This window comes from uncultured Arcticibacterium sp., from assembly GCF_964021845.1.
GTDB lineage: Bacteria > Bacteroidota > Bacteroidia > Cytophagales > Spirosomataceae > Arcticibacterium.
On the sequence record NZ_CAXHZC010000002.1, the window covers coordinates 492033 to 515963 of the forward strand.

Below are 23931 nucleotides of genomic sequence, written 5' to 3' on the forward strand. Positions count from 1 at the left end.
TAATTTTTCCTAAACCAGTCAACCATCTGCTACTCTCCTTTAAACATCGGTTTTCTTTTTTGTAAAAATGATGTAACGCCTTCGGCAAAATCAGCACTTACTCCACATTTCGTTTGACCGTAAGCTTCTAAATCCATTACTTCGGAAAGCTTTAAGCCATAACTTACGTTCAATACTTTTTTCATTTGACCTATGGCAAAAGTTGGTGCGTTTTTGTAATACGCTAAAAGCTTATTCACTTCATCATCCAAAGTTTCTGTTGGCACCGCTTTGCTCACCAAACCTAGCTCAAAAGCCTCTTTCATAAAGATTTTTCTGCCAGTACTAAAAATTTCAAAGGCTCTTTGCATACCTACTATGCGTGGCAAAAAGAACATAGAGCCAGCATCCGGCATAAGACCAATGCCCACAAAGAGCTCAGACATATAGGTATTTTCATCCGCAATAATCAAGTCACAGGCAATCGCCAATGACATTCCAGCACCAGCGGCTACGCCGTTCAGCTTACAAATTACGGGTTTAGGACAGTTTCTGATAGCAAAAATAGCAGGCTCATAGTTTTCTTTTAGTGTGTCGCCTAAAGGTTTCCCTGCATTCATTGCTCCTTCTTTAAGATCCGCACCTGAACAAAATGCCTTCTCACCAGAACCGGTCAAAAGTACTACTCTTATGTCCTTGTCTACCTTAGCCAGATTAACCACTGTAGCTAGCTCTTTCAAAAGTCCACCATTTAAAGCATTGAAAACTTGCGGTCTGTTTAGCGTTATGGAGCACACGCCTTCTTTGTTTTCTACTAGTAAATTTTCGTAATTCATTTATTTGTTGATGAGTTCGTTTGATGCAAATTAATAAAAATAAGCCAAGAATATATTCATGTTTTAATTGTAGAATTTTAACAATTATTTATCATTCCAAACATTTTTTAAGACATTTAAGCGGCCAAATTCAGAATACAGACAAGGCACTAGTTTAATGGAGAATAAAAGCAATCTTGATAAAATTTCCGCAGCTGGACTTTTAGTGGCAATGGGAATTATTTATGGTGATATAGGAACCTCTCCCCTTTATGTGATGAAGGCCATTGTGGGCGACAGCCCTATTTCAGAAGAATTGGTTCTGGGTGGCGTCTCCTGCGTTTTTTGGACTTTGACACTAATTACTACTGTTAAATACGTCATTTTAATTCTAAAAGCAGATAATAATGGCGAAGGAGGCACTTTAGCCCTCTATGCATTAGTGAGACGGCATGCCAAATGGCTCACCATCCCTACCATGATTGGAGGTGCGGCACTACTTGCTGATGGTATTATTGCTCCACCCATTTCTGTATCATCTGCTGTAGAAGGTTTAGAAATTTTATATCCTGATATTCAGACTATTCCTATAGTCATAGCTATTTTAACCATACTCTTCCTTATACAGATATTTGGAACCAAAGTAGTAGGGTATGCTTTTGGTCCTGTAATGGCCGTTTGGTTTACTACGTTAGCCATACTTGGGGGAATAGCAATTGTACAGTTTCCTGAGGTTTTAAAAGCAGTTAACCCATATTATGCCTTTAATTTATTAGCAAATTACCCTGGCGGCTTCTGGTTATTAGGAGCCGTTTTTTTATGCACCACCGGTGCAGAAGCCCTATATTCTGACCTTGGTCACTGCGGGCGAGGAAATATCAGAATTAGCTGGGTTTATGTGAAAATATGCTTGCTCCTTAACTACTTCGGTCAGTCTGCTTGGCTGCTACTTCATGTAGGTGAAAAACTTGGTGAGCGTAAGCCATTTTTCCAATTAATGCCTGAGTGGTTTATTCTTCCTGGAATTTGTATAGCTACCCTAGCTACCATCATTGCCAGTCAAGCCATGATAAGTGGTTCTTTCAGTTTAATTTCTGCAGCTATTCGTTTGAATTTCTGGCCAAAAGTGAAAATCCATTATCCCTCTAATGAAAGAGGACAATTATATATTCCGAGCACTAATATCCTACTTTATTTGGGCTGTATAGCCGTGGTGTTATATTTCAAACGCTCCGAAAATATGGAGGCGGCGTATGGACTTTCCATTACAATTACTATGCTCATGGATACCATCATGATGAGCTATTTTCTATATACACACCGTTCCAAAAAACGATTTGTATTCATATTTCTCTTAGTATTCTTAGCTCTCGAATCCGCTTTCTTATATGCAAACCTTGAAAAATTCCCTCATGGTGGATGGGTTTCTATTTTGATAAGTGGGGTTTTGGGTGCTGTCATGTATATTTGGCTCAAAGCCAATGAAATCAAACTTCGTCTCACAGAGTATTATAAGCTTGATAAATATTTGGAGTCTTTAAAAGAGCTGTCAAAAGATATTACAGTTCCAAAGTATACCACACACCTCATCTTTATGAGTAATGCTTCTCGAGAAAGTGAAATTGAGTCTAAAATCATTTACTCAATTTTCCAGAAAAGACCCAAGAGAGCCGATGTCTATTGGTTTGTACATGTAGACACAACTGATGAGCCAAATACTTTAGAATATAAGGTCAAGCAATGTGCTCAAGATGATGTGTATAAAGTCACCTTCCGACTAGGTTTTAGAGTTCCCCACAAAGTCAACCTTTACTTCAGACATGTGCTAGAAGAGATGGTTAAGAATGGCCAAGTAGATATTAGAAGTAGGTATGAATCTTTAAACAAACATAATGTCATAGGCGACTTCCGTTTTGTAGTATTGAAGAAATTCTTGTCTTATAACAATGAACTTCCATTTTGGGAAAACTTGGTTATGAAAGCCTATTTCTTTATCAAACAGTTTACTATGTCAGAAGAAAGTTGGTTTGGTTTAGACTCCTCCTCCGTAAAGACAGAATATGTCCCTATAATTATCAAACCAGTTGAAAATATTCCGTTGACAGAAATACCTTGGGAAGATTAAGAAAGATATCTGACCGAAGACTTTAAAACAAACTCGTATTTTTGTTTTCAAATCAAACATACTCTATGAAAATCCTTATTACCGGCGGTGCCGGATTTGTGGGCTCTTCTTTAGCCTTAGAATTAAAAAGCAACTACCCTGCTTATCATATCATTTGTCTTGATAATTTAAGAAGGAAAGGTTCTGAACTTAATGTTTCTAGATTAACAAAGAAGGGAATTGAGTTTGTTCATGGAGATATTAGAAACAAAGAAGATTTTGATACTTTACCAGATGTAGATTTCGTTTTGGAAGCATCTGCTGAACCATCTGTTTTGGCTGGTTTGAGTGGCGGAACACCAGACTACCTGATGAACACCAATTTATTTGGAACGGTAAACTGCCTAAACTATGCAGTCAGGTCAAAAGCCGCGTTTATCTTTTTATCAACAAGTAGAGTTTATCCTATCAAAACCATAGAAACCTTAAATTTTGAAGAAGAAGCTACCCGTTTTGCATTGTCAAATGCTCAAAAAGTAACAGGTGTTTCTGATAAAGGGATTGCGGAAAACTTCCCACTGGAAGGGGCTAGGTCTTTATATGGTACAACCAAGCTAGCATCTGAACTAATCATTCAAGAGTATAATGAGTTTTATGGTCTAAAAACTATCACAAACAGGTGTGGCGTTTTGACAGGCCCATGGCAAATGGGAAAAGTAGACCAAGGGGTAATGGTTCTATGGATTGCGAAGCATTATTTTGAAAAGAAACTATCTTTCATTGGCTATGAAGGAAGCGGAAAACAAACCCGTGATATGCTTCATGTAAAAGACCTTTACCGATTAATAGATTGGCAAATGCATAATCTAGATGAGGTAAACGGCGAAACATATAACGTAGGTGGTGGTGTAGAGGTTAGTACATCGTTACAGGAATTAACTAAGATCTGTCAAGAGGTTACAGGTAAGAGTATCCCAATAGATAAAGTTTTAGAAAACAGACCAGCAGATATTAAACTTTACGTGACCGATAACTCAAAAGTAACAGAGAAAACTGGCTGGAAACCAGAAATAGGGATAAAGCAAATTGTAGAGGAAATTACAGAATGGATAGCCGCAAACGAGGATGACCTGCGACCAATCTTAAGTTAGAGTGGAGCACAGGTTTTCCTGGCAGGAGATTGCCTAAAATCAATAAATACGTAGGATGAATAAATCAAACTTATTTCCAGTATGGTTTATTCGTTCCTTGTGCGTTAGATGGTTTTACTTTTTTCCCTCCTAAACTAGCTACTACCACTCCCATGGCTAAAGCTGCAATTCCGAATAATACGCCCTTTTTCATTTTTGTAAAATTTAGCTGTTATTTTGTGCTTTTTCTATACTACTAAAATAACTATTGGAAGTGTTTTTTTGTTGCAACGTTTCTTAAAATTATCTTAAAATATGATTTAACGGTCAATTATTTATTTTATGGAACGCATTTATACACTTATACTAGTTAATCGTATCATTTTATAGGAACTTTATACCCTCATCAGCATCTGTTTTTTTATATCAGACACTGTTTATTAAGAAAATTTTAAGTTTGAAGAACATTAAAGGTAAAGTCTGGAGATCTACAGGTTCTTGGTATGAAGTCAGGTCGGAAGAGTACGGGCTTACCAGATGCCGACTCAAAGGAAAATTTAAGATAAAAGGGCTAAAAGTAACTAACCCATTAGCCGTTGGCGATGATGTTATCTTTGACCTAGAAGAAAAAGACGAAGATTTAGGTATTATTCACCAAATTCTTCCTCGAAAAAACTACCTTATCCGTAAGTCTGTTCATAAAACTGCTCATGGTCATCTTATAGCCTGTAATATAGACCAAGCCATTTGTGTAGTAACATTACACTTTCCTAAAACATCACTAGGTTTTATTGATAGGTTTTTAGTTTCGGCAGAGGCTTTTAGAATACCAGCAATATTGCTTTTCAATAAAAAAGACCTTCTGGACCAAGAAACTGAAGCCTACCAAGATGCTGTCATAAAAATGTATGAGGCTATTGGTTACCCTTGTTATAGTATTTCAGCATTGAAAGGCGACAATATTGACTTAGTAGAAAAGCTTATTGAGAACAAAACCTCCTTATTTTCGGGACATTCTGGTGTAGGAAAGTCTCAGCTCATTAATAGATTAGTTCCGGAGTTAGACCAAGCCACTTCAGAGGTTTCAACGTTTGCAAACAAGGGAGTTCATACCACTACGTTTGCCGAAATGTTTGAGTCAAGCCCAAATACTTACATTATTGATAGCCCTGGAATAAAGGAATTAGGACTCATGGAAATGGAGAACAAAGAGATTAGCCATTATTTTCCCGAAATGAGAGCATTTTTAGGTCAATGTAAATTCAATAATTGTGAGCATACCAATGAGCCAAAATGCCGTATCAAAGATGCTGTGGGCAATCAAGAAATAGCAGAGAGTAGGTACATCAGCTATTTAAGCATGCTTGAAAACGATGATAACAGAAGATAAATCATAAAGTTATTTTTAAATAAAGCTGTTTTATTGCTGTATTTTGCCAATAGCTATATATTTGCTACGTTAATAACATAATGACTCAAATAAAACTTCCCATATCACCTACTCGTACTCGACGAATGAGGTCCGCAAGGACCCAATAGGAAGTATTAACACCTTGCCGAGGTGAATCTTCTAATTCACCTAAATCAATTATTTTACACTTAAGGATACAGCGTCTCCCGCCGAGAGGGTAAGCCCCTCACAAATGACGATGAAAGTTTTAGAAAAAACGTTTTACAAAGAATTTATAGTACAGGTAGCTACCAGTGAACATGAAAAATGGGCTGAAACTATCACCGACGAAATGGCCAGCAGTGCTGCCGCCAGAGGAACCGGTATTGCTAAAAGAACTCCAGAATACATTATTCTAAAGATGCAGGAAGGCAAAGCCATAATTGCTCTTACCAAAGATAATGAATGGGCTGGATTCTGCTATATAGAAACCTGGGAACACGGTCGCTTTGTGGCTAACTCAGGGCTTATTGTACATCCCGACTACAGAAAAAGTGGGGTTGCCACAGCTATAAAAGCCAAAGCATTTAGACTGTCTAGACAGAAATACCCTGATGCAAACCTTATAGGACTTACTACCAGTATGGCAGTAATGAAAATAAATTCTGAGCTCGGTTATGAACCCGTTTCATTTAGTGAACTGCCACAAGACGACGCTTTCTGGAAAGGCTGCCAAACCTGTAAAAACTACGATATTTTAACCCGTACTAATAGGTCGCACTGCCTATGTACAGGTATGAAATACAATGCCAAAGAGCCTAAGAACGAAAAGAGAGAAACTTGGGAATTTGTGAAGGAATCATCCCTTTATGAAAAATGGCTTGCCATGAAACAGCGTATCTTAATTAAAAAGAAGGTTTAAAAATACTTCATTACTTTAACGTCATGAAATCAGATTACCTAAGGCTACATGGCATAGTACTATTATTTAGTCTTACAGCCATTTTAGGAAAATTAATCTCGGTTTCTACGGTTGGCATGGTTCTCTATCGAACTCTTCTAGCGTCTTTGGTATTTGGTATTCTTTATTTAATAAAGACGCAAACCAGAATCAACAAGATTGAGGCCCTAAAACTCATGGGAGTTGGAGCTATATTGGGCGTGCATTGGTTTTGTTTTTTTGGTTCTGCTCGTTTAGCTACTGTTTCTTTAGGTTTGGTTACCATGTCTACCACAGCCTTTTTCACTTCCATTATAGAGCCCATTAGTCAAAAGAAAAGTATTCAGATGAAAGAACTAATTCTGGGCTTATTGGTAGTTTTTGGAATGGGAATTATCTTCCAGTTTGAGCAAGAGCATGCTCTTGCCATTTTGGTAGGGCTTATAGGAGCTATCTTGGCTTCTATTTATTCTGTAGCTAATGTACACTTTACTAAAAAGTTCAAGCCTATCACCATTAACTTCTTCCAGCTCAGTGGAGCATACTTAATCTCACTTTTGGTTATAGTCTTTAGGCTAAACACGGGAGCTATTGAAATTGCATCTATAAACTTCACCAAGATTGATGCGTTGTATTTGATTATACTCAGTCTTTTGTGTACTGTTTTGCCTTACCTAGAGCTGGTAAGATTACTTAAAACCCTATCTGCTTTCTCTGTAAACCTTGTGATAAACATGGAGCCCATTTACGGAATAATATTGGCTTGGTTAGTTTTTGGAGCTGAGGAAAAAATGACCTCAGGCTTTTACGTAGGGTCTGGTCTTATTATTCTTTCTTTGATTTTAAACCATTACTGGAACACAAAAAAGCCTTCTCTAACTGATTAACATCAGTAGAGAAGGCCTTTAATTCTTCGTAAAAGAAGAATTACTTCATACCGTAACGTTTCTTGAACTTGTCAACACGTCCTGCAGTATCTAATAATACATTTTTACCTGTGTAAAAAGGGTGAGACTTAGAGCTAACCTCTACTTTACATACAGGATATTCTTTGCCATCTTCCCAAGTGATGGTTTCAGCTGATTCTACACAAGAACGAGTGATGAATTTGTGATCAGAAGAAAGATCCCAGAAAACCACTTCTCTATAATTTGGATGAATGTCTTTTTGCATTACTATATATCTTTAAAAAACAAATATTTTCTTATAACGGGCTGCAAAGATAAGAAATCTTTTCTTTTTCAGGAACATTGAATTGAAATTTTATTAGCTTTTATTAAAAAGCTTAAATCTCTCATCCTGAAAGCCCTTAGTCTAATTAAAAGAGTAGGTCAAAAGCCTTTAAAAGCGTATCAATCTGTTCAGGTGTATTTGCAATAAAATTCGCAATTCTAATTTGAGACTCTTTATTTGGTCCATAACCTGCTCCCACAATTAAGTTTTTTTCTTTCAAAGCTCCTATAACCTCCGAAGACGCTCGCTCTGTATTAATTACAGCTACTGTTCTAGATCGATGCTCGGCTTTGGCTACGCCAAGAGAAAAACCATCCTTCTTATCAAAGTAGGAATAAAGCTTTTTAACTTTTTGGTCTACTTCTTTTTGAAGTGTTGCTCTTCCTCGCTTATTCATATCTTCTGCCACTCTACCTAATAGATAAATGCCCAAAACATTTGGTGTAGATGGTGTTTGAAAAGCTTTGCTTTGCTTCCAAAGGTCTGGCAAAGTATGATGTGAACCTATACTTCCTTTTTTATTGATACCCTCTGCCCTTTCTAAACAAAACTCATTAGCTATCCATACGCCTAAGCCTGCAGGCAAGCCAAAAGATTTTTGTACTGAAAAGTAAGCCGTATCCACCAAATTTAAATCTATTTCAGGAATTGGTGCCGAGGAAACCATATCTACCGAAACTAATTTCTTTGGATTACTCCTCTTTAGTTTATGAATATCGGCTTCCGGCATTTGAACACCTGTACTTGTTTCGTTTTGCGTGGTAGAAATTAGCTCAGCATACTCAGGAACTTCAATTTCTCCGTAAGAAAAGCCCTCTCCCATAGGTTTTTCAAACTTATGAGCATGCCTTCCAATTGATGTAGCATAGCTATAAAATTTCTTAGAAAAGGAACCATTCACTAAGTGGAATGTCTCTAGTTCGGTGCAGTTCATCAGTATTCTTTCCCAAATTTCTGAGGCCGAACCTGTAAACATAACGCCATGCTCCGCCGGAATAGCCAAAAGCTCTCTAAGCTGCTCATCTGTATGTTGATGTATTTTTTTATACGCTGCACTTCTATGTGAAATAGAACCAAATTGATTATCGACAAAGTCTTTTAAAAACTCCTCGAATTTTGGATACAACTCTGATGGACCTGGCGTGAAAAATATTTTTTCTCTAGACATTCTTTTAAACTGGAAATGAGTCGCAAAAATAAAGTTTTAAAATCAAATTTATTTGAAAAGTGGAATGCAAATATGATTCAAACCTTGACCGAAGGCTGGTAAGGAAAAACCTTCGGTTTTATTCAAACTTTAGGACACTAAATTGGCTATGAAACCGTAATTTTGCAGCTTCATTTTTTAATACATTGAATCTTTTCTATATGAACACTTCTTGGTTCCAAGTCAAAATAAAATTTCAACAAGTTGCCGAAGGCGACAAAGTAATCAACGTTACAGAGGCATATCTTTTTGATGCAGTTTCTTATACAGATGCAGAAACCAGAGGGTATCAGTATTTGGCCAACGGCCGACAGGATTTTCAGCTGTTTTCTATTACTAAAATGAAATTGGTTGAGGTTTTTACACAAGAAGTAGAAGAAGACTTTTGGTTTAAATGCCGTGTTCAGTACATCATTTTTGATGAAAAGACGAAAACCGAAAAGAAAACAGCCGTAATGATGCTAATGAATGCAAAAGACATTAAGCATGCATATGAGTCTTTAAAAGAAAGATTAGGAACTGTAGAAGATTACATCATTTCTGATATTAACGTTACGAAGATTCTTGAGGTGATTCCTTATGAGCAGACACCGGAGCAAATTCTTTCACAAGGTAATTTCAAACCTATGAATGAAGTGGTAGCAGCAGAACCTGAACCATCTGATGCTGCATTAGCGGCAGTAGAAGAAAACTTAGAAGAGTAGATAAATTCTCTTTTCTTACTAAAAGGGCTTTAATATTTAAGGTTCTTAGAATCAATAAAGTATTTTTGTATTCATTTCATTGTGAATTTATAATAACATCAAATTTTTGTTTTAATGGCTACTTCAATTTCAAGAGATAACACCATTTTTGACCTTATTAACAAGGAACATAAAAGACAGCTTCACGGTATTGAGCTTATTGCATCTGAAAACTTTGTTTCTGAACAAGTAATGGAAGCTACAGGGAGTGTTTTAACTAATAAATATGCAGAAGGACTTCCTGGCAAACGTTACTATGGTGGCTGTGAAGTGGTGGACGAAATAGAGACTTTAGCTATTGACAGACTTAAAGAGCTTTTTGGTCTTACATGGGCAAACGTGCAACCTCACTCAGGAGCACAAGCTAACACAGCGGTATTTTTGGCCTGCCTAAACCCAGGTGATAAGATTTTAGGATTTGACCTTTCTCACGGTGGTCACCTTTCTCATGGTTCTAAAGTAAATATTTCAGGTAAATATTTTGAGCCTCACTTTTATGGTGTAGAAAGAGAAACTGGCCTTATTGATTGGGATAAAGTAGAGCAAAAAGCTGTTGCTGAAAAACCAAAATTGATTATTTGTGGAGCATCTGCTTACTCTAGAGATTGGGATTACGCCAGACTTAGAAACATTGCGGATAAAGTAGGAGCTATTCTTTTGGCCGATATTTCTCACCCAGCTGGTTTGATTGCGAAAGGTCTCTTGGCTGACCCATTTGACCACTGTCATATAGTTACTACTACTACGCACAAAACCTTAAGAGGAACACGTGGTGGTGTAATCATGATGCGTAATGATTTTGAAAACCCATATGGTAAAACTACCATGAAAGGAAAAACTAGAACAATGTCTTCTTTATTAGATTCTGGTGTATTTCCTGGAACGCAAGGTGGACCATTAGAGCACGCTATTGCAGGGAAAGCTGTTGCTTTCGGCGAAGCTCTTACAGACCAATATAAAGACTATGTAGTGCAAGTTCAGAAAAATGCCAATGTGATGGCTGCTGAATTTGTCAAAAAAGGATATAAAGTAATTTCAGGCGGAACTGATAACCATTTGGCTCTAATTGATCTTAGACCTAAGGGAATTACAGGTAAATTAGCAGAAAACACTTTGATTAAAGCTGATATTACCGTTAACAAAAACATGGTTCCTTTTGATGACGCTAAAGCCATGGTAACCAGCGGTATGCGAATAGGTGCTGCTGCTATGACTACTAGAGGTTTGAAAGAAGATGACTTTGTGAGAGTAGTAGGTTTAGTGGATAAAGTTTTGACAAATCACGATAACGACGCTATCATTACTTCGGTAAGAGGTGAGATTAACGAATGGATGCAAAACTATCCACTCTTCCAATAATCTACTTTTATTGAATGAATCTATTTAAAACCTTGTTGAGCCTAACATCAACAAGGTTTTTTGTTTAAATTTGACCGACTCAAACTAAGAAAATGGCATTAGATCAATCTCCAGAAATAGAATACGACGACGAAGAAGAAAACGAGGGTGATGGCACCGAAATGACTTTTATAGAGCATCTAGAAGCTCTAAGGTGGCATTTGATTAGGGCTATTGCGGCTATACTAGTTTTCATGATAGGAGCCTGGTTTTCTATGGGCTTTATTTTTAACAAAGTAATACTAGGGCCGGCTCAGCCTGAGTTTTGGACTTACAGGAAACTTTGTGAGATAGGCGACATGGTTGGCATTCCAAGTTTATGTGTTGATAAGCTAAACTTTAGCTTAATGAGTCGAGAGGTATCTGGCCAGTTTATGATGGCCTTAACAGCTTCTGCAATCATCGGCCTTTTATTTGCCTTTCCTTATATTTTCTGGGAAATATGGCGATTTATAAAGCCTGGTTTAAAAATGACAGAGAAGAAAGCTAGCCGCGGAGCGGTTTTCTTTGTGACTTTGTTATTTTTCATGGGCATCATGTTTGGTTACTATATTGTAGCTCCGTTTGCTATCAATTTCTTGGTAAACTTCCAAATAGACCCGAGTATAGAAAACCAATTTGACATACAGTCTTATATAGGTGTTTTGGCTACGCTTACCTTGGCTTGTGGTATTACATTCCAGTTACCAATGGCCATTTTTGTTTTAACTAAAGTGGGTGTGGTTACTCCAAAATTCTTAAGAGAATATAGAAAGCACGCTATAGTAGTTTTACTTATAGTAGCGGCCATCATTACGCCTTCACCTGATATGATTTCTCAGATATTAGTGGCTATTCCTCTTTATATACTTTATGAAGTAAGTGTGCTAGTATCTCAAAAGGAATACAAAAGAATGCAGAAAGAAGCGGCTGAATAGGCCGTTTTACTTTCCTGTATAATACCTGTAAATCAAATTATAGAAATAGCGGGTATATCTGTTTTGAAGAATGTTTGACTTAGCACGTTCTAGGTTAATTTTAGCCTGATTAAACTCGCTAAAGCTTATTAAACCTTTTTCGAAACGCCTTAGTGATAAGTCAAAAGCTTTTGATTGAGTTTCTTCTTGTTTTAATGCCTGCAAATATTGATCTTCTGAAGAATAGATGGAGCTTTTGATTTCCGTTAGCTCAGCTTGAACCTCACTTTGCGTCCGCATTAAATCATTCTGAGCCATTATCTTTTCAATTTTAGCTACTTGAATTTCGGTGTTTCTCGACTGTTTGTCGTAGATAGGATAGGAGAAATTTAAAGCAAATGAAAGGCCTGAATTTGAAAAAAGTTGTGAAAAATAGCCAAATTTAACCTCCTCGGTCTTAGGCTGAATTACTAACCTATTTAATGGAATGTTTTGACCATCAATTTGCACAAACTCACTTCGCGACTCTTGTAAAAACTCCAAAGGCTCGCCATCAAGGGTGTTAATCTTAGTATTAACCAAGCTTGAGTAGATAGAATTCAAACCACCATTTAATGACAAGTATGGTTTCTTCGCACCTTTTTTAATCAATAAATTAAGGTTTGAGCGTTGAATTTCAAGTTCCTTTTGCCTTAAGTAAGATAGCTTAAGTATATGGTCTTGCCTATTATCAATACCAGAAGAAAGCAAATTAGGAACTAAGGGTTCTTCCACATCAATCTCTGTGTCGGTTCTTAGGTTCATCAAGGCTAAAAGTCTATTCCTAGCCACGGTTAAGCCTGCCTTTTCCTGAACTATGTAGTATTTTTCATTTTCCAACTGAGCTATAACATCAGTAGAAATACTATCAAGCTCAGCCTGCGTGCTATCTAATAGAGCTATTCTATCCAATTGAATCTGAAGTATATCCTTTTGCTCGTATTTAAGTGCTAAGGTTTGTTGTTTTAGAATAAGCTCCAAATATGCTAAAGTAACAATCTTCTTAAGCTCTAAGCTCAAGCTTTCTAGCTCCAATTCGTTAATGGCTTTATTTTCTCTTTTTAATCTTGAAGTGTTTTTAGTCACCTTGCCATCAAACAGCGTAAACTCAGAAGAAAGAGCGAGACGAGCAGAATTAAATGTTTGATCTACAAAATGATTGCTATATGGGTCTATGTTTCGACCTAGGTGTAGACCCTGCGAAAAGCCGGTAGTTAAAGAAGGATATTTTTCTGATTTTGACTGACGATAAACTCTTTCAGAAATCTGAATCTCAGAGTTTTTATTCTTCAAATCATAATCATTTTGCATGGCGATATTGATACAATCTTCTAAACTATACTTCTCTTGAGCGTGGGCACTAAAACCTAAGGAGCATAAGACAAAAAGGAGAAGATTATATTTCATGATTACCAGTTGGACAAAATTGTTCTACATCTGCCAAATCCTTAAAGCCTTCCTAACGCTCCAGATGTTTGAAAAAGCATCTACAGCAGCTGAACTTCACCTTTATTTAGATATATGGGATATGTATAGTTTTAAAGCACAATTTTAGTACCAAACTAGTGCTTAGAAGCCCAAAATAACTGATAAAAGGGATACAAAAAGAGTATAAAAGTCAAAGAAATATGACTTTGTAGGTAACATGTCTTACGTAGGAAAAACTATTGTGAACTTAGTTATTCGACCAAAATAGCTATACAAAAATTGCGAGGGTAAAAACCCTCGCAATCAATAACATCCAAAGTTTAATAGATGATTAATAAACAGCCTCCTGAATCTTGCCAGCTACACTATAAACTTGAAGCTCGCTGAGTTTAGCTGTGAACTTGGCTCTATTTTGGGCCGTAAGGGCGTTTATCATATTTGACTGAGCTTCACGAAACTCTAGATTCGTTATTTGACGAAGTTTATATCGTTCTTCTGAGCGTTCGAAATTCAATTTACTAGTAACCACATTTTGCTCTAAAGCTTTCCATATCACCAGTCTATTTTGATAGTCGCTCCATGCATTTTCAAAATCTCTGAGTATTTGCTGGTATGTTAAATCATAATTTAGCTGCTGGTTTAGGCTGGTAATTTTAGCATTTTGCTCTTGCACATTACGTCTTCCACCGTCAAAAACAGACCAGTTGAGGCTAATTCCACCGGTAAAGCCATTAGAATTGGCTCTATCTAAAAAGGACGCCTTATTATTTTGAGACCTATTAAAACCATATTCCCCGTTTAAACTTACCGTAGGAAGTCTAGAAGTAGTGGTTAGTTTCTGGTCAATTTGGCTTAAACGAATATCAGAAGAAGCTAAAAGTAAATTTACATTCGCAAGTTTCAAATCTTCTAGCAAAGCTTCTTTGCTCAAGAAAGGAGCAAAGATAACGTCTGTTTCTACAGCAAAGTTGTCAACAATATTTCCATTCAAAACGAAATTAAGATTATGTCTTGCGTTGGTCAACAGCTGCTGTTGGTCCAAAATGGCAATACTGTCGGTGTTTACATCAACTTCGGCATTTGAAATATCAAGTAATGTAGAAACACCATAATCATAAGAAACTTTGGCTCTTTCCAACCTTTCTTTTGAAATGGCCAATATCTCCACTAAATTCTCATAATCCACCTCTATTCTTGCTACTTCATAATAGGCATTAAACAGCTCTAGAAGTACACTTTCAAGAGCAAAACGAGCATTTAATTGCGAAGCCGATAAAGTCTGTAGGTTTCGCTCTAAATTATACTGTCGGTTAAAACCATCAAACAATACATAATTAACACCTACACCTGTATTTGCACTATTAGAAGCCGCAAAACTCAGATTAGTTTCGTCACCGCTTTGAAAAATAGCGGTAGAGTTGTCAAGGTTATAATTTGCACCTGCAGTAGCCGTAACTGTAGGATTAAACCCAAGGTTTGCCTTTGAAGCATTCCCTTCTGCTATGTCAATGTTGTTCTTCGCTATTTTGATATTGAAGTTTTTCTCCAATGCAATCTGAACAGCCTCTTCTTTGGTCAAGAACTCTTGGCTTTGCCCATCAAAAAACGATAAAGAAGTTAATAATACTATAAATCCCTTAATACGCATGAATCTCACTTTTTTGTTCTATTACTGCTCTTTCTACCTCTTCTTTTGTTATGTCATTTCCGGTTCTCCACCATTTAAAACCCACTTTAAAGCTATTACTAGTTGAAAGTAAAATAGGTAAAAACAGCAAGGTCAAAACCGTAGCAATGGCTATTCCATAAGCAATACTGATGGCCATTGGAATTAAAAACTGAGCCTGCCTACTGGTTTCAAAAATCAATGGAGCCAAACCTGCCACTGTGGTAAGTGAGGTTAAGAAAATGGCTCTAAACCTTGAGCTGCCTGCTTTTATGAGAGCATCATCAAAGGCGAGTCCATCTTTAAGGTAACTATTAAACTTACCAATGAGTACCAGCCCATCATTCACCATAATACCGATTAAGGCAATGATACCTAAAGCAGAAAGAATATTTATAGAAAAATCATGTAACCAGTGACCCCATGCTATGCCTATAAGACTCAGCGGAATCATTATTAATAGTAAAAACGGCTGCCCATAAGATCTAAAAGTAAAGGCTATAGTAGCATACATCAGAAATAGAATAATTGGAATAATTAAAGCTGCTGATTTTGCTAATTTGTCAGACTCTCTATTCTGTCCTTCATAAAGTGCTGTAACACTTGGGTACTTTGATAAAATACCCGGAATTACGTTTGCTTGTAAATCAGCCAGTATATCTGTAGCTGAGGCTTTGGCATCTTTTAAATCTGCAGAAACTTGAATTTCTCTTCTACCATCTAAGTGATTAATAGCTATTTCTCCCCTTTCTATAGAATAAGTGGCTATCTCTTTAAATGGCACTCTTTGCCCTCCAGGGGTAAGAATTTTCATTTTGTCAAGGTTATTAATACTAGAGCGATTCTCTAAATCATACCTTACCCAAACTTTGATTTCGTCTTGCCCTCTTTGGAAACGCTGAGCTTGAAAGCCAAAGAATGCACTACGCACCTGAGACATTACATCTTGCGTATTCAAACCCAAAGGAAAAGCAGTTTGCTTTAGCTTAATTTTGATTTCTTTGATACCCTTCGGGTCGTTATCTGAAACATCCTTTAAAATAGGATTTCTAGTCATTTCTTCTTTGAGCTCATTCTTGGCATTCTTTAGTTCGGTAATATTATTTCCTAATAAAGAAACCGAAACCGGGCTACCACCAAAGTTACCTCCCGAACCAAAAGTCAAGAGTTCCGTACCATAAACAGGCCCTACTCGCTCTCTAATATCGTTTGTGATATCTATAGAAGAAGCTGCTCTTAACTCACCCGGAAGTAAGTTTATAGCCAAACCAGCATTAGCAGAACCAGGGCCTATAGTTCTAACAATATTCTGAAACACTTGCTCGCCTGTACCCTGTTTTTCAGTGTACTCTTCATTTACTTCCCAAGCTTTCTCTTCTATATAGGATATGATGGAATCCGTAATGGCCACATTAGTACCTTCCTCCATTTTTAGCTTTATACTCACACGGTCAGACGCCACGTTAGGAAAGAAAGTTTGTCTTATGATACCGCCATTTACAGCACCTATGGTTATAAATAATAATCCAAGGAAAATGGAAGCCGTAAAAAACTTATACTTCAGTCCGAATTTAAGAACAGGCAAATAAACTCTGCTCCTAACAAAATTGATGAAAGAATCTCCGAATTTATTGATATATCTAAGCTTTGAAAACACTAAGGACATCCCGGTTCTTTCAATGGTTTCATCTTTTACCTCTAAAGCTTTAGAATGAGCCAAGTGAGCTGGTAAAATGATAAGAGCCTCTACTAGAGAAACAGTTAAGGTCAAAATTACAATGACCGCAACCTCACCAAAGAACTCTCCAATTCTACTATCTAAAAACAAGAATGTACTGAAAGCCAACAAAGTAGTAATAATGGCAGATACAATAGGTGGAATTACCTCCATGGTACCGTCAATAGCCGCATCTACCTTACTTTTTCCTTTTTCAAAGTGGTCATAAATATTCTCAGCAATCACAATTCCGTCATCCACCAGAATACCGATAACGATAATCATTCCGAAAAGGGATAATACGTTTATAGTAACATTAAAGAAAGATGCGAAAATAAACATCCCTAAGAAAGAGATAGGTAAACCTGCCGCCACCCAAAACGCCAACCTCGTATTAAGGAAAAGCGAAAGAAAAACTAAAACCAAGAGCATTCCTACCGCAGCATTTTCTACCAAGAGGTCTGTTCGCTGATTTAATCTAATGGAAGCATCAGAAAGCACAGCCAGCTCTACATTCTCATTATTATAATTATAGTTTTCTATGTATTCTTTGATACGTTCTGCAGCCGACACCAAATCCTCGTCATTAGTATTACTGATGGCCACATTTACAGCCAAACTTCCATTGTAATAAGATGCGTTAGGGGTTTCCGAAAACCTATCTGTAACATCAGCCACCTCTCTTAGGCGAATAATTTTACCGTTTGCATTACTTCTTACTATTAGGTTATCTAAGTCGCTTGCTTTATAAGTTCTTCCGTTTGCTCTTATTAAATATTCCTCTTCAGAAGTTTTAATATTACCACCAGTTACCAATATGTTTTCTCTAGAAACAGCCTGAGCTACTTCTTGAAAAGTAATACCATAAGCTAGTAGGTCTTTCTCTCTAAGAGCTATTTCTATTTCCTCTTCCGGATAACCAGATATTTCAACCTGAGAAATACCATCCATGGCTCTAAGGTCATTTTCAACATCTCTGGCTATAGTTTTAAGCGTTTTTAAGGGTAAGTTTTTACCCGTAACCGCAAAGTTTATGGTCTCACGAATATTTTCCGTTTTTTCTACTACCAGCGGTTCCATACCTGTAGGAAAAGAAGGAACCCTATCCACAGCATTTTTAACCTCCGCCAAAATAATATTGATATCCTGCCCTTTTTCAATTTCTACAACCACAGAGCCTGAGCTCTCTTTTGAAACTGATGTAACTCTATCTATCCCTACTAAACCTTTGAGATTATCTTCAATCTTTAAAACTACGCCTTCCTCTATTTCTAATGGCGAAGCACCAGGATATATAGCAGAAATGGTAATGATTCTAGACTCCGTGAGCGGAAAGTAAGAAGACTTCATGCTCTTTATTCCAATAATACCAAAGATGACAAAAGCCGCTATCACTACATTAACAGCCACTGGGTATTTTATAAAATACGCTATTACTTTTCTCATCTTAAATTATTGATTTGAAACCTTAACAATCATTCCATCATAAGCTCCTGGCAAAGGTTTACTCATTAAGAAAGCCCCATTATTCAAACCACGCACTAATGCTGTTTTATCAGAAAAGTGAACCACCTCTACAGGATGTGCAGTAAGTACTGAATCATTTTCTACCACAAAAACCGAATTATCCGTTGATAACAAGGAACGTTCAATCTCCAAGACATTCGCCTCGGTATTTGCCATCACAGAAGCCTCCAGAAACATTCCTTCTGTAAGATTTTTACCACTTATTTGAATAAATGCTTGAACAGTTTGGGTAGCTGGGTCTATTACCCCATTTATTCTCTTCACAAAACCAGTCCATGTTTTTTCCCCTTTTAAATCTGAAACACTTACTCGCTTTCCTACTTTTAAGAATTCTAGATACTCAGCATTTATATTCGCTTCTAATTCAAATACAGATGGGTTAATCAAAGCTCCTAACTTTTGACCAGTTCTTACGAGCGTTCCTGGGTCTACTAAAGCCTCCGTAAGAATTCCCGCAAACGGAGCTCTTATTTCATATTTAATCAGTCTTTCTTCAAGGTTTTTGATAGTATAATAGGTAGAGACTATCTGTTTAGCATTTATAAAGTACTTCTCTTTTTCGTTTAATGCCTTTGGCAATTCCTTTAAGGTGCCTTGAATATCAAATTCGTCTAGGTAAGTTTGCCATTGTTGAAAAGACTCAGGCAAGTCAAACTTCAAATCTGGCATTATAGAAACTATATTATTATAAAGAACACTTCGCTGAGCCACCAAGCTAGAGTAAAACTCATTTGCGTCCATTTGCAAGAGCATTTCTCCTTTGCTGTACCTTTGACCAGGTTTGAAAGGCGTTTTTGTTGGTTTTAAAACACCTTGAACTTCAGAAAAAAGCTCTATTCGCTCTTGTGCTTTAATAGTACCATTAGTCTCTATAAAAATGGGTGAGTCTCCATTTTCTACAGTTTTTACAAAAACCGTATTAGTGGTTTTATTAGATTTTCCTCTCGGAGGCTTTTTACTATCTGCCAGGTTTTGATATAATAAGTATGATCCTGTCAGAAGAACCAGGCCTAAAACAATGCTAATTGCTAGTCTCATTTATTTATTGAGTGAGTTAGAATTTAAAACTGCATTTCCTCCTAAATGGAGAATAAAAAATGCAGTAATCACTCCAAAGGTCTTTAAATATTCTGAAAGTCAAACTATGTTTGGACTCATTACCCAATTACTTAGATAGATGCCACGCTTTTGTCGATGATTAAACTATTTAAGTGGGTGAACTAAAAAAAATCCTATTTCGAGGCGACATTCAAGAAATCTCCTAAAGGCTTTAAAGTTTTGAAAACATCAGCGGCTTTAGCTAAAAAGTCAGGTTGTGTCACCTCTTTATCTACTAAACTATGCTGAGCCAAAAAGCTTTTCCTTTTCAATAAATCCAGATGTTTATGTTCTGCATCATAACCTTTTGGTGGTCTTTTTAGGCTCTCTCCCATTAACTCACCAAAGGTTTCTTTGAACTTTTCATTCTCAATTATACTCCTTAAATCATCTCCATTATAGTCAATCTCCTGCCTTATAGCCTTAATCCAATCGCCCTGCGGCATGTATGCTCCACCAGCCAACATGCACTCCCCTGCACCTATATGAATATAATAACCAGACCGAGAATGTATATCAGATTTTTTCAGTGCAGATGTAATGTGTGCTCCCATATGCGTTTTATATGGAGACTTGTCTTTCGAGAAACGGACGTCTCTATAAATTCTAAAAACACAACCTTTTCCTGTATGATGAGCTATGCTAGGGTCGAATTTTGTAATTTCTTTAATTAAGTCGTCAATAAAAGCTTCAAAGTTTTCCTTGGTCACTAAATATCTTGGTTTATTTTCTGTAAACCAATCTTTGTTATTGTTGGCCTTTAATTCGGTTAAAAACTGAAACGTGTCCTTTGCTATTGCTGTCATGATTATTCAAAATTTCGTATTCATTGCCTCTAAAGCTAACCCAAGTAAAGCTGCCATATAGAAAATCTAAGTTATAAATTTGTTTTTTATAGGTCCATAAAACACTCCTTATTACTAAGCTATTTAGCATAAACCTTAAGGCATTTTACTCAAACCTTCCCATTTCACATCCCAAGTTTTAGGAAAACCTTGATTAGCTTCTGGATTTTCTAAAGTTCCAGCTGCCATCATTCCCAAAGCGGTTAAAAAACCGCCATTTCCAGGTAAATAAATAGTTAATCTTGGTGTTTGATAATTATGACCATTTGCCAAATAGGTGTTTGTGGTAATTGGCATCAGCAAAGCATCCACTGCTTTTTCCGGTAATCCTAAGCGAGTAGCGGTCATGGCAGTCATAGGGAAATCCCAGCCCCATGTGTCATGCCATTGCCAGTCTGTCCATATTTTATCAAAAGTGGCTTTCATAACTTCTTTATCTAAACCATCAGTGACCGGCAGCATTCCATAGGTCCCAAAAACACTCGGATGGTCAGTCATAAAATGCTCATTGGTATAAGAATCTTCGGCATTTTCTGTAGCTAAATAAAGGCCATCTTTCTGAGGTAAGGGTGATAGGCCAGTTATGACCTCATCCCATTTTTTATTTCTTTCTTTACCTAGTCGCTCTCGCCAGTCCTGAGCCTTTTCTAAAGCCCAACGCCAGTAGGCCAGCTCATAAGTAGGATTAAAAGTTTCTTCGGGCTTGAAACGTTCTTGTGCTGGAATTACACCAGGGCCAAGAATGTATCTTTCTAAGGTTGGCTCATAATAGGCAAAGTCGGCCATAAACGTAGCAGTGCTCTCAACCAAATCAGCGTACTTATCCAAAACTTCTTTTGAAGTATTCTGACCATAAATTAACTCCGCAAAATAAATAGGATGTGGCTGTTGCCAAATCAAATAAGCTCCTACAGAAGAAGGTGTTTCCCCTCCCCAAGGGTCAGTCATTTTTTGCCAGCGAACACCTTTAAAACCTTGTCTTTTCGCTAAATCTTCCGCTTTTTTTTCATTTCTCAGGTACCAATCAACTTGTTTCTCTAAAACCTCAATCCTTCCCCATAAGGGATTGTGCACGCCATGCCACCATATCATTTCCATGTGAGGTTTTCCATACCATGAGTTAAAAGTCAATCCCGTTTCTTGCGGTGGAGTAATACCCCCGCAGTTAACTTTTGTCAAATACATAGACAGCACCATCCTTCGCTCCAATTCTTTGGCACGTTCATCCTTAACATTGCTAAAATCAATTATTCCTCCGCTATTCCAAAAGCCCTTCCAAGCCAGTTGGTTTTCCGAAGCCATAGTATCAAAATCAGAATCGTCTTCCAAAGAAGAATCTTGCATAAAGGAGCATGTAAAAGACCATTCTTGAGCTTTAAGAGCTGGATAAAGCACTACACCTTTGCTGGTACTTTTAGCATCTTTGATATCGAGATTTGTATTATAAACAAGCTTATATTTCAGATTATCTATTTCTCTTTCAATAGCGTAGTGCTTTGGTGAAAACGAATCCATTTGAAGACGAGCGTCTTCCTTATTGTCATAAAAATTGCCATTATCTCGCCATGACGTGCTGGGTGTTGGAAAATTTAATCTAAGACGTATTCTACCGGCCTCTATTAATTTTGACTTGACTTTCACACCAACTATATCAGCCTTTTGGTTACATACCGTCAACACCTCAGCAGTAACACCTTCAATTTCAAAATTGCTGTGTATTTCACCCGTCCAAACATTTAAAGTTTGGTCAATATTTCTTATTTCATCTAAAGAAACCACTTCACCATTTTTTTTGATAAACTCAAAACCTAACTGGGCCAAATGAACTCGATGTGGATTTTGACGAATATAATCTCCAGCCTTTCCTTGTTCGGTATTTGCAGGCCATTGCCTTGCATAAGGTACCTCTCGTCCATGAGATTTTAATAACACATCAGTTTCGGAGATATCGTACGCTCGTTCTGTTGGGAAAGCATGCCAACCCCACTCCGACTGCAAACCTAGTGGCACACCTTTTTCGTAATAGTCAGGAAAAGACTGTAAACCTGTGACATCTACCGTCATGGCAAAACTACCATTACCTACGGTCAATGAATTTAAAGAATCGGCTTGGGTGAGATGGACATTATGGCGTGAAACGAGTTTTTCTCTATCAATTTGCTCAGAGTCACAAGAAGTTAAAACTATGACTAGGATATACAATCCAATTATTTTGAAAGGCATGCTAATTTTTTAAATGAACTTTGAAATTGATAAAAAATCAACTTTAAACAAAGCTAATTTCATGGCTAGTCCCTAATAAAGAAAAGACATGCCAAAAATCATATTATTTAATTTCGGTTTAATCTAACTTGTAACCGATTTAACCCTAACTGAAATGACTAGCATACGAAGCAGGCCACGTTTTAAAAAAAACATCTCACTTGAAGAAGAAGCTTTAAAAGGTAAAATTCTATCTAAACTTAAAGACAACTCTCAGGGAATAAAGGGCGGTGTGTATAGCAATCACTTTCATTTGGAAATTGTCCAAAAGGATAAGCATTTTTGGTCTCCCCATTTAAATGTAACGCTAGAAAGTACAAGTGAAGGAACTATAATAAGAGGAAAGTATGGCCCCAAACCTAGCCTATGGGCAATCTTTGCCTTCTTATACTCTAGTCTTGGTATTTCCTTTTTATTTACCGCAATGGCCGGTTTAGTCAAATTAAGCTTAAACCAAGATGCTCAAATACTATGGATTCTACCCGTTTTGTCTCTGTTTATTCTTGGGCTTTACATTGCCTCTCAAACCGGTCAAAAACTAGGCGTAGAGCAAACTTTTAGAATTCATCACTTTTTAGAAGAAAGCCTAGAGACAAGAATTGAAATAGCTTAGAAAAAAATGTTTAACTAAAATGGAATGGGTGTAAATAGAATATCAACACGCCTATTTCGCATTCTACCTTCATTTGTAGTGTTGTCAAAAACTGGAGCATCAGAGGCAAAGTCTTTATATCTGATTATTTCTTGGGGAACTTTAAAATCTATAAGTTGCTGAATAACAGAAGAACTTCGCATTCTACTCAAATACTCATTAAACTCTCTCCCTCCAATATTATCAGTATGACTGGTAATTTTAATTTCGTAATATTCTAAATTTGGAATACTTTGAATGAGTTCCTCTAAACTTTGCTTTTGTTCAGCGTCTATGTACCAACTTCCGCCTCCAAAATAAATACTTCGCAGTATCTCTTTAGGCTCTTGAGCAAAAGAACCTCCAGAAACCAAAAGGAAGTAAAATAATATGATAAGCCTCATTCACAAAGAAATAAAAGAATGAAGTTAAGACTAAACTTGACAGAGAGCAAGCTAGTAAATCTTATATAAGCACTACTTAGCCAAAATAATAGGTAACAATGTTAGCTATCATGTCTTTAGTAAGTGGCTTATTCTCAATTACTTTAACAAAAGGGCTTGCCTTTGCTCGCTCAAAATCGTCAGGGTTTTGCGAAGTAGTTAAAATAACTATTATTGTTTTCTTTTTATCAGCTCTTTTCAGGGTACCAAAAGCTTCCAAAAACTCCCAACCATTCATTTTGGGCATGTTAATATCCAAAAATATCAAATCAGGAAGCTTAGGTAAATCTTGACTTAGATAGTCTATAGCGTCTAAACCATTCTTAACAACTTTAACATTATTAGCACACTTTAGATTGTCTATAATTTTCTGATGTATAAAATTGGTAATATGGTCATCATCTACCAACAAAATACTGTCAAGTTTAACTCCCATTCTA

General features: G+C 36.8%; 21 protein-coding genes. 9 read left to right on the top strand and 12 right to left on the bottom strand.

The window, feature by feature from the left end; all coding sequences use genetic code 11:
- Positions 1 to 29: 29 nt before the first annotated feature.
- A complete protein-coding gene (locus tag AADJ06_RS08805; RefSeq protein WP_341226063.1) occupies positions 30 to 815 on the bottom strand; it encodes an enoyl-CoA hydratase-related protein in 786 nt (261 codons plus the stop codon).
- A 157-nt stretch (positions 816 to 972) separates the two neighbouring features.
- Here AADJ06_RS08805 and AADJ06_RS08810 point away from each other — a divergent pair, with 157 nt between their 5' ends.
- The gene (locus tag AADJ06_RS08810; protein WP_341226064.1) at positions 973 to 2919 is read left to right on the top strand and encodes a KUP/HAK/KT family potassium transporter; all 1947 of its coding nucleotides are present in this window, start codon (positions 973 to 975) and stop codon (positions 2917 to 2919) included.
- Positions 2920 to 2984: 65 nt separating this feature from the next.
- Positions 2985 to 4049 carry an NAD-dependent epimerase/dehydratase family protein gene (locus AADJ06_RS08815; protein ID WP_341226065.1) on the top strand — a complete coding sequence of 355 codons (1065 nt, stop codon included), beginning with the start codon at positions 2985 to 2987 and terminating at the stop codon, positions 4047 to 4049.
- A gap of 70 nt (positions 4050 to 4119) precedes the next feature.
- Here the strand turns inward: AADJ06_RS08815 and AADJ06_RS08820 are convergent, their stop codons facing one another.
- Positions 4120 to 4242: a hypothetical protein gene (locus AADJ06_RS08820; protein WP_341226066.1), complete on the bottom strand. Its 123-nt coding sequence runs from the start codon at positions 4240 to 4242 to the stop codon at positions 4120 to 4122.
- Positions 4243 to 4485: 243 nt separating this feature from the next.
- On the opposite strand from AADJ06_RS08820, the gene rsgA reads away from it, so the two are divergent.
- The 3 genes from rsgA to AADJ06_RS08835 all read left to right on the top strand — a co-directional run bounded on the left by rsgA (position 4486) and on the right by AADJ06_RS08835 (position 7245).
- Positions 4486 to 5418, top strand: a complete 933-nt coding sequence (gene rsgA / locus AADJ06_RS08825) for a ribosome small subunit-dependent GTPase A (RefSeq protein ID WP_341226067.1) — start codon at positions 4486 to 4488, stop codon at positions 5416 to 5418.
- 253 nt (positions 5419 to 5671) lie between these two features.
- Positions 5672 to 6340 carry a GNAT family N-acetyltransferase gene (locus AADJ06_RS08830; RefSeq protein WP_341226068.1) on the top strand — a complete coding sequence of 223 codons (669 nt, stop codon included), beginning with the start codon at positions 5672 to 5674 and terminating at the stop codon, positions 6338 to 6340.
- Between the two features lie 23 nt (positions 6341 to 6363).
- Positions 6364 to 7245 carry a DMT family transporter gene (locus tag AADJ06_RS08835; protein ID WP_341226069.1) on the top strand — a complete coding sequence of 294 codons (882 nt, stop codon included), beginning with the start codon at positions 6364 to 6366 and terminating at the stop codon, positions 7243 to 7245.
- Positions 7246 to 7285: 40 nt separating this feature from the next.
- On the opposite strand, the gene AADJ06_RS08840 is transcribed toward AADJ06_RS08835, so the two are convergent.
- Entirely contained in the window at positions 7286 to 7531 is a 246-nt protein-coding gene (locus AADJ06_RS08840; RefSeq protein ID WP_111371112.1) for a type B 50S ribosomal protein L31, read from the bottom strand.
- A gap of 145 nt (positions 7532 to 7676) precedes the next feature.
- Positions 7677 to 8759, bottom strand: a complete 1083-nt coding sequence (locus AADJ06_RS08845; RefSeq protein ID WP_341226070.1) for an aminotransferase class V-fold PLP-dependent enzyme — start codon at positions 8757 to 8759, stop codon at positions 7677 to 7679.
- A 200-nt stretch (positions 8760 to 8959) separates the two neighbouring features.
- Between AADJ06_RS08845 and AADJ06_RS08850 the strand changes: the two genes are divergently transcribed.
- The 3 genes from AADJ06_RS08850 (at position 8960) to tatC (ending at position 11856) form a co-directional block, all read left to right on the top strand.
- Positions 8960 to 9502 carry a DUF4494 domain-containing protein gene (locus tag AADJ06_RS08850; protein ID WP_341226071.1) on the top strand — a complete coding sequence of 181 codons (543 nt, stop codon included), beginning with the start codon at positions 8960 to 8962 and terminating at the stop codon, positions 9500 to 9502.
- Positions 9503 to 9616: 114 nt separating this feature from the next.
- A complete protein-coding gene (glyA, locus tag AADJ06_RS08855; protein ID WP_341226072.1) occupies positions 9617 to 10900 on the top strand; it encodes a serine hydroxymethyltransferase in 1284 nt (427 codons plus the stop codon).
- A 92-nt stretch (positions 10901 to 10992) separates the two neighbouring features.
- Entirely contained in the window at positions 10993 to 11856 is an 864-nt protein-coding gene (tatC, locus tag AADJ06_RS08860; protein WP_341226073.1) for a twin-arginine translocase subunit TatC, read from the top strand.
- 6 nt (positions 11857 to 11862) lie between these two features.
- Here the strand turns inward: tatC and AADJ06_RS08865 are convergent, their stop codons facing one another.
- The 6 genes from AADJ06_RS08865 to AADJ06_RS08890 form a co-directional block, all read right to left on the bottom strand.
- Positions 11863 to 13281 (bottom strand): TolC family protein, encoded by a 1419-nt coding sequence (locus tag AADJ06_RS08865; protein WP_341226074.1) that lies wholly within the window; start codon positions 13279 to 13281, stop codon positions 11863 to 11865.
- Between the two features lie 352 nt (positions 13282 to 13633).
- Positions 13634 to 14950: a TolC family protein gene (locus AADJ06_RS08870; protein WP_341226075.1), complete on the bottom strand. Its 1317-nt coding sequence runs from the start codon at positions 14948 to 14950 to the stop codon at positions 13634 to 13636.
- Positions 14940 to 18131 (bottom strand): efflux RND transporter permease subunit, encoded by a 3192-nt coding sequence (locus AADJ06_RS08875; RefSeq protein WP_341226076.1) that lies wholly within the window; start codon positions 18129 to 18131, stop codon positions 14940 to 14942. The genes AADJ06_RS08870 and AADJ06_RS08875 overlap by 11 nt, the downstream gene beginning before the upstream one ends.
- A 6-nt stretch (positions 18132 to 18137) precedes the next feature.
- Positions 18138 to 19250: an HlyD family efflux transporter periplasmic adaptor subunit gene (locus AADJ06_RS08880; protein ID WP_341226077.1), complete on the bottom strand. Its 1113-nt coding sequence runs from the start codon at positions 19248 to 19250 to the stop codon at positions 18138 to 18140.
- A gap of 194 nt (positions 19251 to 19444) precedes the next feature.
- Positions 19445 to 20116, bottom strand: a complete 672-nt coding sequence (locus tag AADJ06_RS08885; protein WP_341226078.1) for a DUF2461 domain-containing protein — start codon at positions 20114 to 20116, stop codon at positions 19445 to 19447.
- Between the two features lie 135 nt (positions 20117 to 20251).
- Positions 20252 to 22378, bottom strand: coding sequence for a hypothetical protein (locus tag AADJ06_RS08890; RefSeq protein ID WP_341226079.1), 2127 nt, complete (start codon positions 22376 to 22378; stop codon positions 20252 to 20254).
- A 154-nt stretch (positions 22379 to 22532) separates the two neighbouring features.
- Between AADJ06_RS08890 and AADJ06_RS08895 the strand changes: the two genes are divergently transcribed.
- Positions 22533 to 23030, top strand: coding sequence for a hypothetical protein (locus AADJ06_RS08895; RefSeq protein ID WP_341226080.1), 498 nt, complete (start codon positions 22533 to 22535; stop codon positions 23028 to 23030).
- Positions 23031 to 23044: 14 nt separating this feature from the next.
- Here AADJ06_RS08895 and AADJ06_RS08900 read toward each other — a convergent pair whose 3' ends face one another.
- Positions 23045 to 23452, bottom strand: a complete 408-nt coding sequence (locus AADJ06_RS08900; protein ID WP_341226081.1) for an OmpA family protein — start codon at positions 23450 to 23452, stop codon at positions 23045 to 23047.
- Positions 23453 to 23528: 76 nt separating this feature from the next.
- Positions 23529 to 23927 (bottom strand): response regulator, encoded by a 399-nt coding sequence (locus AADJ06_RS08905; RefSeq protein ID WP_341226082.1) that lies wholly within the window; start codon positions 23925 to 23927, stop codon positions 23529 to 23531.
- Positions 23928 to 23931 lie beyond the last annotated feature (4 nt).